Origin of the sequence: Sphingobacterium sp. UBA7253 (genome assembly GCF_002472745.1) — a bacterium.
In the GTDB taxonomy this organism is placed as follows: Bacteria; Bacteroidota; Bacteroidia; order Sphingobacteriales; family Sphingobacteriaceae; genus Sphingobacterium; species Sphingobacterium siyangense.
The window spans coordinates 24,409-32,921 of sequence record NZ_DKSP01000164.1 but is presented as its reverse complement, the minus strand read 5'-3'; the positions used below and the strand labels follow the sequence as shown (position 1 = coordinate 32,921).

The following is an 8,513-nucleotide window of genomic DNA, read 5'->3' as shown; positions in this document are numbered from 1 at the left end:
ACTTTTGTCGGAATATTCATTCGGGGAAACTCACTGAAAATGATGTTAAAAACCTTTTTAATTATGTAAAGGAGAATATCGAATTGATTCAGCCTAAAACTGCAATTCAAGAATATTAAATTTAAAGATGTGGGTGGAAATTTATTACCATTCACATCTTTTATTAAAAAAAAAAGGCCCCTGCGCTTTCACACAGAGACCGGGTTCTCATATCTTTAAACTGTAGATCCTATAGCAGAAATAAAGCCAAAATATCAAAGAGATTTTAGCAATTTTCATTGTCGATCGATGTAATGGTCGAAAATGGACCATTCTCTCCCTTATAGGGACAATAGAAAATTGGTCTTCCACTATCACTTTCAAAATCATAAGAACAAATATCATCATACAAAATTGTTCCACGGTAATATAAATTATTTCCCCAATAAAAATCAACTTGAATCCCTTCATCATTAATACTATAAGGTCTCACTCCAAAGTATGGATACCATCCATGTTCATTTGGTTCATTCGGTAGATCATACTTGAATTCAGGAGTTTGAATAATAAATTTTCTATTTTCGAATCTATGCGCTCCTAAAATAGGTTCTCTAGGATTGAAGTCCTTCATTAATTCATTGATAAAAGTATTTCTCATACTTTTACGTCTCTCAATAGCACTGATTATATTATCTTCCTCGGTTTTTACATCGACTCCAAAATAAGTTTTAAGAAGATCTTGATGTTTAAAATATAAAAGAGATTCTAGTTTTGAGGCTGCCCAAAGATCCCATGAGATGGATAAATTTTCACACCTTTTTTTTATAAAATCTGTCGTTTGTTTACTGACTGAACAAGTAACAATGAAAATTAATTTGTCTGGTAATGTGCTAGCTTCTAAGATTGAGCTAATAGCTTTTTCAGCATCTTTTGTTGAAAAGCGCTTATATCGTTTACATTGAACATATACTCGTTGTTCTCTCTCTCCGATTAATTTTTCTATCAATTCAATATCCACGCCACCATCATTCCCCAATGATCCATAATGAAACATCTTAGTATGATTAATTTCCCTAGTTAATAAATTAACCGCCAGATCCTCAAATCTAAGAGGGGCTAAATCTTCGAAGTGAATTTTATTAGTAGTAGTTGAAGGATTCATGAATGCTTCTAAATATCTAAACTATGGATATTTGAGTTGTTTAAATTGTTTATAATTGAAAAAATCAGATAGTAATTCAATAAAAAGGTCTTTATACATATGTATAAGGACCTTTTTATTGAATTACTTAAAGATATTATGCCTCTTTAATGTTTCTCACGTTTGTATCTTCATTTTTTTTATTCCCATTCGATGGTGATTTGAGATTCAGAATTTCGGCTTTTAGCTGGGCAATTTCGTCATCTTTTGAAGAAAGAATACCTTTAAATACATTAACGATTTCCTCAACAGGATGGATATTATAATTATTCACTTGATCGTTAAGGATATTGTTATTAATGATAGCATTTTCATCAAAACCTTTAATAGCTTCTACACTCGCTTGTAACACTTCAGAAACTTTCTTCAATTGTTCCTCACTTATTTCTTTTTTATTTTCCATTTTCGATACATTTTGTTGGGCAATGCCTAATTCCTTAGCAAATGTTTCCTGTTTCATTCCTCTTAATAAACGAATTTTTCGGATATTTTGACCAATATGTTTTTTAGCAAAATCGTACATAACAAAGGAAAAATTATATTACGAATATACTAAATTTTTAAGATATCATTGTAAAACTATTCTGCCCAGAGGTGTATTTTACACCTGATCTAGCTATACTATTTTTTAACGGTTTAGTTATATTTGATTAATATTCCCAATGTAAAAATGGGATATTAAATAAAAATGAATTAGATTTAAGCACTTAATTGTAAATAATAGGTGCTTATACGAGCCTCGCACAACAAATCTGACAATTTACCCTGCGAGTGTGAGTAGTGCTACCTGACCCTATATTTCAATAGGGTCGGTACCTGCTTATGTTCTAATGGGGAGCCCTTCCTTTGGAAGGGTTGGCTTTGTCAGAGCCAGTTGCATTAGACTTTGTAAGGGCCGGCCCTATTGTTTTTTGTAACGCAAATTTCTTGTTTGAGAGGCTCACTCTTAAAAATAGTGAGCAGATGAAAAAACAATTATTAAAGAATATTAAGAAATCCCCAGAATAAAATTCCGTGCTTCAAATGGTTTATTTGTTAGTAGTAAGCTAGCTACACCATTTTTTTTAAATATCAATTATAGATACGAAGAGCTATATCCTACCAAAAAATAACAGCTTTTCTTAAAAACCAATGTGATGCGAAATTTAAGCAAAAGGGATTTCTATGCCCAATTAAAAACGAAATTTATTCGAAGTGCCCTACATCATAACCTTGAAAATAAACGATTTAAATCGCTTGTTCTAGTCGTTTGTTTTGTTTCTATGTTTAGTTTATTGTCCCAAGCACAGCCTGCAAAAACGCAGGCTGGAGCAAGGGATATTGTACCATTAGAAGTTGGTCAGAAAGTACCCGATGAGTTTTGGGAAAAAACACATCTTTTTCTTTCCAAAGGAGATTCCATTGGAAAATCTTTGTCTGAGTTCAGAAATAAAACTATAGTGTTGGATTTTTGGGCAACCTGGTGTGGAAGCTGTCTTAAGGCTTTTCCTGAAATGGTAGAATTTTCGAACAATAATAAAAAATTTATAGTCATTCCAGTCGCATATCAAAATGTCGATAAAATAGTCCAATACTTATTAGGTAGAGGAAAAGAATATCGTGAAAAGTTCGAATTTATTGTCAATGATACCATATTAGATGGATATTTCCCCCATAAATATTTGCCACATATTATCTTAATTGAGAACCAAAAAATAATATCAAATTCTATTACGAACTATACTATAATTGAATCCAAACTTAAGAATGTTTCTCAGGATACAATTTTAAATATGGGATGCAATCAAATTAAAAAACCATCATTATGAGAATTTTAAGTTCAATTTTTCTACTCTTAATTCCCATAAGTGTTATAAGTCAAACATTAAGAGTATTCAACCCTAAAAAACAACCCATACACGGAGCAATAATTACGAATTCAAGTGGTAAAGAGTTAGGTGAAACTAATGAGTCAGGATATTTCAAAATAGTTGGTCAATCAAAGAATTCAATGATACTAATTAGACATATTTCCAATATACAAAAAGAAATAAAGTTAGATACGGTAGAAGGACTAGATTTGAGTGTTTATTTGGTGGCTAAGCAAAATGTTATAGATGAAGTTGTCATAAACACGGGTATTCAACATATTCCAAAAGAAAGAACCACAGGGTCATTTTCTATTTTAAATCAAAAAATACTTACTGAACAAACTGCTAGCAATATTTTAGATAGACTACCAGCTATTGCCAATTCTTACAATGTTATTTCCAGTCGAGTGAATTCTAATAAATTTCAATCAATTAGAGGATTGAGTACTATGGGTGGACCACAAAATCCTCTAATTATAGTCGATGATTTCCCGTATGAAGGAGATATTACTAATATTAACCCAGAGGATATTCAATCAATTTCTATCTTAAAAGATGCAGCTGCTGCCTCAATTTGGGGAGCGAGAGCGGGAAATGGTGTAATTGTAATAACCACTAAAAAAGGAAGAGTAAATAGTCCAACGAAAATCAATTTTAATACCAATCTGGTTATTGAATCAAAGCCTGATTTAAATAAAATAAAAACGATCAGTTCATCTGATTTCATTGACCTTGAAATGATCCTTTTTGAAAATAAATACCGATTCAGTGATACCTCTAAAACCAATAGACCACCATTTTCTCCAATTTATGAGCTATTATTTGATAAGAAAAACAATAAGATTTCAGATATAGAATTTGATAAAATTATAGATTCATATAGAAAAGTTGATCTTAAAAAACAATTTCTTGACAATACATATGAAGTAGGGATAGAGCAACAATACAACCTCGGAATGTCTGGTGGATCGGAGAAAGTCGCATGGCAATTCTCAGGAGGCTATAATAATAAATCAGGTGTCTTAGGTAACAGAGACCAACGCTTGACTTTTAAAACTGATCATAGCTATATAATCTCGAAATATTTGAGGCTGAATGTTGGGCTTTTTTACGTAAATAAAAGTTCAAAGTCAGGAAAGGATGGTTATGGGACAATTAAATATGGTTCTTATGAAATCCCACCTTATACAAAATTTTTTGACGAAAAGGGTAATCAGATTCCCATTTATAATAGGCGACAACAATTTGTAGAAGAGATGGCACAAACTTCTTTTCTCGACTGGAATTATTATCCTCTTGAAGATTATAAACATGCAAGGCAAACAAGTAGATTGTCCGACCTCACAACAAATTTAGGGCTGGATTTATTTCCTATTAGCGGAATGACGGTGCAACTTAAGGGTTATTATGAAAAGCAACTTTCGGAAAGCAATATGCTCAATGATTTACAAAGCTATTTCACACGAAATCTAATCAATGATTTTACACAGATCAATCAAGCTAATGGCGAGCTAATCTATATTGTACCAAAAGGAGGAATTTTAGATAAAGGAAAGACTACAATGACAAGTTGGAATTTCCGAACGCAAGTAAATTATGATAAAACAATATTGAAAGATCATAAGTTAAACAGCCTTTTAGGATTTGAAATGCGAAGCATCGAAGAATCAACTGACCAAAATAGATATTTTGGATATAACGAGGAGCTCATGACAAGTATCCCAGTTGATGTTGTTAATCGTTATCCATTGTTTACTACGGGAAGTTTATCATTTATTCCTGATAGAGTGGGGCTTAATAAAACAACACATAATTATTTATCATATTTTGGAAATGTATCTTATACCTATTTAGATAGATACGTATTGACTGCTAGTGCTAGGCGTGATGCTTCAAACATATTTGGTGTAAATACCAATGATAAATGGAGACCATTATGGTCAGCGGGACTAGGTTGGAATTTAAGTAAGGAGAATTTTATAAACGTTCCTTCAATTCCATATATGAAGTTGAGAGCAACATATGGTACCAGTGGAAATATAGATCCCTCAAGAACAGCGGTAAGCACGATTCTTTATACTACGGTTTCTCCTTTTACAAAATTTCCAATGAGCAGTGTAAATAGTTATTCAAACCCTGAATTGAGATGGGAAAAAGTCAAGATGTTAAATTTTGGATTGGATTTTAGAGTTAAAGGAGATAGACTTAGAGGAAGCATTGAATATTTTAGAAAGTGGGCATCTGATCTATACGCAAATTCTGCCGTTGATATAACTCATGGTATTGGTCCTACAATAACTAAAAATGTTGGTTCGATGCGAGGAAAAGGTATTGATTTAGAAGTGAGTTCTTTAAATCTCAAAACAAAATTTCGATGGGAGACTCAACTAAATTTTTCATGGTATAAAGATGAAGTGACAAATGCATATAATAATAGTACAAAAGCAAGTTCATTTGTCGGAATATCGAGGCCATTAATCTTAGGGAAACCTTACTATTCCGTGTTGGCATATAAATGGGGTGGTCTAGATGAAAAAGGCAATCCAGTTGGATATTTGGGAGAGGAGCCCAGCATAGATTATTCTAAAATTATTGGCGAACAGACCAAAATTGATGATTTAATATTTAAAGGAAGTGCAATTCCATTATATTATGGATCTATCGGTAATTCATTTAATTATGGCCGATTAGCGCTTAATGTAAGATTTTCCTTCGCCTTTGGGCATTATTTCCTTAAAGAGTCGATAGATTATTATAATCTGGTCAATTCAGGAAATGGACATTCTGATTTTGAAAGACGATGGCAATCATCAGGTGATGAATTAACAACTGATGTTCCTTCATTTATTTATCCCTTAAATTCCAACCGCGATTCATTTTATAAAAATGCTGAATTACATGTGAGAAATGCTGGAAATGTTAAGCTTGAATATCTCAATCTAGGGTATACAATAGGAGACAACCGTAGATCAAAAAAAATGGTTTCATGGAAGGTATTTTTCAATGTAAGTAATCTAGGCTATATATGGCTAATAAATAAGGAAAAAATAGATCCTAATCGAGCGAATATGACTATTCCACAAAGTAAGGCATATTCTATTGGTTTAAGGATGGATTATTAATTATAAAAGTTATGAAGCGAATTAAAAATTTCTTGACTATAGGTATCTTGGTAATACTTTCTACATCGTGTAAATCCTTTTTAGATGAAAAACCGGATCAAAAGTTAACAGTACCCACCACTTTGGAAGATCTTCAAAGTTTGCTTGACTATTATTTACGTGTAGGAACATATGAGCCTAGTGTTGTAGAAGTAGTTGCAGATGATTACTACCTTGAAGATAAATCTTGGAACAGTCTTCCACTAGAAACAGATCGAAGATTATATACATGGGAAGATAGTAACGTTTTTCCACCGAATAACAATAATTGGTCATACTGTTATAATACGATATATACTGCGAACTCGGTATTGGAAAAAATTGATGATATTATCGTGGTAAGTGAAACGGATAGACGAAATAAAGATAATATTAAAGGTCAGGCTCTAGCTATTAGAGGTAGAATGTTTATGAAATTGGCTTTTATATGGTCGCCAATTTATAGTCCTGAAAACAATAAATTAAAGCTCGGTATTCCACTTAAACTCAATACAGATTTTAATGAGAAATTATCTAGGCCAACAGTTGAAGAAAGTTATAACCAAGCAAAGAACGATCTCTTAGCAGCTTTACCTTTACTCAATGATATTCAGGTCCACCCGCTCCGGACAAGTAAAGCAGCAACTTATGGCCTTTTATCAAGATTATGTTTAGTTATGGGTGAATATGAGAATAGTCTTTTATTTGCCGATTCTTGCCTTAGAATAAATAATGACCTTATTGATTATAATGACCTAAACGGAAGTAAGACATTTCCATTTGATGCATATAATAAAGAAGTAATTTTAGGAACACAGATGTTAACCCCTTCTATGTTAGCATACACAAATGCAATTGTTGTTTCAGATATTTTCAATTCTTATGAAGAAGGTGATTTGAGGAAATCACTTTATTTTAAAATTTCAAATGATAATAATCCAAGATATTATGGTAGCTACACAGGCTCATACCAATTATTTGATGGGATCGCAACTGACGAGGTTATGCTAAATAGAGCGGAATCGTATGTTAGGTTGGGAAAAGTTTCAGAAGCTATTGATGACTTAAATTCTTTATTAATAAAGCGGTGGAAAAAGGGCTTGTATAAACCTTATCAGGTTTCCTCCAAAGAAGAGGTATTATCAATTATTATTAAGGAAAGGAGGAAATCACTTTTAATGCGCGGAATTAGATGGACAGATTTGAAGAGATACAATAGAGATGGTGCAAAGATTTTAGTTTCAAGGGCAATAAATGCAAAGACATATAGTTTACAACCAAACGATCTAAGATATGCATTGCCAATTCCAGAAGAAGTTGTCGAATTATCGGGAATTCAACAAAATCCCCGATAATACAACATCTTTTGAGAAGGAGGTTTAATCTCTTTTTTCGATTGTCTTAGTATCGACAAAATTCTCTGCATCATTTTCACTTGGTAAAGATTCCAGATGACTGACAAGTTGCGCAGGAGTTGTAATTGAACTCATGTTTGGTGCAACCAAACAAGGAAGTGTGGTACCAGGATTACAGCTTTTGGTACCATCATCAATTTCCCAATTGGATGCATTTGTGATATCATCATAATCTGCAGAAGCTCCAGTAAATCGGAATTGTGTGTTGACTAACAATTCCTTTTTATTTTCCTTTTTGTTCATCACTGCTGCTATGGCAAATGTTCCAGCTACCATAAAAGCCAAGATTAAAGTGAAAAGTGATGCTTTCACTATAAAATTTTTTCTCATCATAACGTTATGTTTATGACTGTTAGTAAATGTCTTTAGGGACATCCTAAAGGTTTAATAAAATTATGAAAGAGTATTTGTGTAAACCTGTTTGAAATTGAGAGAAATCAAAAAATGTAATCTGTTTTCTCTCTATTTTGAATAGCATTATAAGTAACAATAATCACCAAAAAAAAGGGTAGAAATTACTTCCTACCCTTCAATTTATAAATTTGGAAAATGAAATATTTATTATTTTTCTAATGTCCAGACCTGTGTTTTGTTATCAAATTTCGCAAAAACATCGTTCTGTTTTATATCAATTAACTTATAATCCTTGCAAGGTGAGTTCTGGTCAATTTTGGTAGTATAAGTTATTTTATCAGTAACGTCAGGTTTAAGTTCAATATAAAAGGTACCAATTTCTAATTTGTCTAATGTTACAGATAGGAATTTTGCATCCTTATTAATAGTGAAATTAATTGGAGCTGTTTGGTCATTTGCCAATACTTTATACATTTTTATATTTGCTGGAGCATACAATGGATTATCTCCAAAAATTAGATCTTTTCCGCTATTATCTATATAATTGATATTTGCGACCAAAGGAACGTAAATA

7 protein-coding genes are annotated in these 8,513 nt (G+C 32.2%); 3 read left to right on the top strand and 4 right to left on the bottom strand.

Annotated elements, in window-relative coordinates; genetic code table 11:
* Nucleotides 1-265: 265 nt before the first annotated feature.
* Nucleotides 266-1,141, bottom strand: a complete 876-nt coding sequence (locus B2X72_RS16940; RefSeq protein WP_286850824.1) for a restriction endonuclease — start codon at nucleotides 1,139-1,141, stop codon at nucleotides 266-268.
* A gap of 136 nt (nucleotides 1,142-1,277) precedes the next feature.
* Nucleotides 1,278-1,703: a helix-turn-helix domain-containing protein gene (locus tag B2X72_RS16935; RefSeq protein WP_248932198.1), complete on the bottom strand. Its 426-nt coding sequence runs from the start codon at nucleotides 1,701-1,703 to the stop codon at nucleotides 1,278-1,280.
* Nucleotides 1,704-2,316: 613 nt separating this feature from the next.
* Here B2X72_RS16935 and B2X72_RS16930 point away from each other — a divergent pair.
* From B2X72_RS16930 to B2X72_RS16920, 3 genes are read left to right on the top strand one after another with little or no spacing between them, the layout of a single operon-like run.
* On the top strand, nucleotides 2,317-2,988 hold the full coding sequence (locus tag B2X72_RS16930) for a TlpA family protein disulfide reductase (protein ID WP_286850822.1): 672 nt from the start codon (nucleotides 2,317-2,319) through the stop codon (nucleotides 2,986-2,988).
* On the top strand, nucleotides 2,985-6,152 hold the full coding sequence (locus tag B2X72_RS16925) for a SusC/RagA family TonB-linked outer membrane protein (protein WP_286850821.1): 3,168 nt from the start codon (nucleotides 2,985-2,987) through the stop codon (nucleotides 6,150-6,152). The genes B2X72_RS16930 and B2X72_RS16925 overlap by 4 nt, the downstream gene beginning before the upstream one ends.
* 11 nt (nucleotides 6,153-6,163) lie before the next feature.
* Nucleotides 6,164-7,525 carry a RagB/SusD family nutrient uptake outer membrane protein gene (locus tag B2X72_RS16920; RefSeq protein ID WP_286850819.1) on the top strand — a complete coding sequence of 454 codons (1,362 nt, stop codon included), beginning with the start codon at nucleotides 6,164-6,166 and terminating at the stop codon, nucleotides 7,523-7,525.
* Nucleotides 7,526-7,549: 24 nt separating this feature from the next.
* Here the strand turns inward: B2X72_RS16920 and B2X72_RS16915 are convergent, their stop codons facing one another.
* Both B2X72_RS16915 and B2X72_RS16910 read right to left on the bottom strand, forming a co-directional pair.
* Entirely contained in the window at nucleotides 7,550-7,918 is a 369-nt protein-coding gene (locus B2X72_RS16915; protein WP_286850818.1) for a hypothetical protein, read from the bottom strand.
* Between the two features lie 228 nt (nucleotides 7,919-8,146).
* Nucleotides 8,147-8,513: hypothetical protein (locus B2X72_RS16910; RefSeq protein WP_286850816.1), on the bottom strand; the 367-nt coding region annotated here is incomplete at its 5' end.

Coding starts and splice junctions, on each gene's coding strand:
- B2X72_RS16940 (WP_286850824.1), bottom strand. CDS start 1,141: ATGAATCCTTCAACTACTACTAATAAAATTCACTTCGAAGATTTAGCC.
- B2X72_RS16935 (WP_248932198.1), bottom strand. CDS start 1,703: ATGTACGATTTTGCTAAAAAACATATTGGTCAAAATATCCGAAAAATT.
- B2X72_RS16930 (WP_286850822.1), top strand. CDS start 2,317: ATGCGAAATTTAAGCAAAAGGGATTTCTATGCCCAATTAAAAACGAAA.
- B2X72_RS16925 (WP_286850821.1), top strand. CDS start 2,985: ATGAGAATTTTAAGTTCAATTTTTCTACTCTTAATTCCCATAAGTGTT.
- B2X72_RS16920 (WP_286850819.1), top strand. CDS start 6,164: ATGAAGCGAATTAAAAATTTCTTGACTATAGGTATCTTGGTAATACTT.
- B2X72_RS16915 (WP_286850818.1), bottom strand. CDS start 7,918: ATGATGAGAAAAAATTTTATAGTGAAAGCATCACTTTTCACTTTAATC.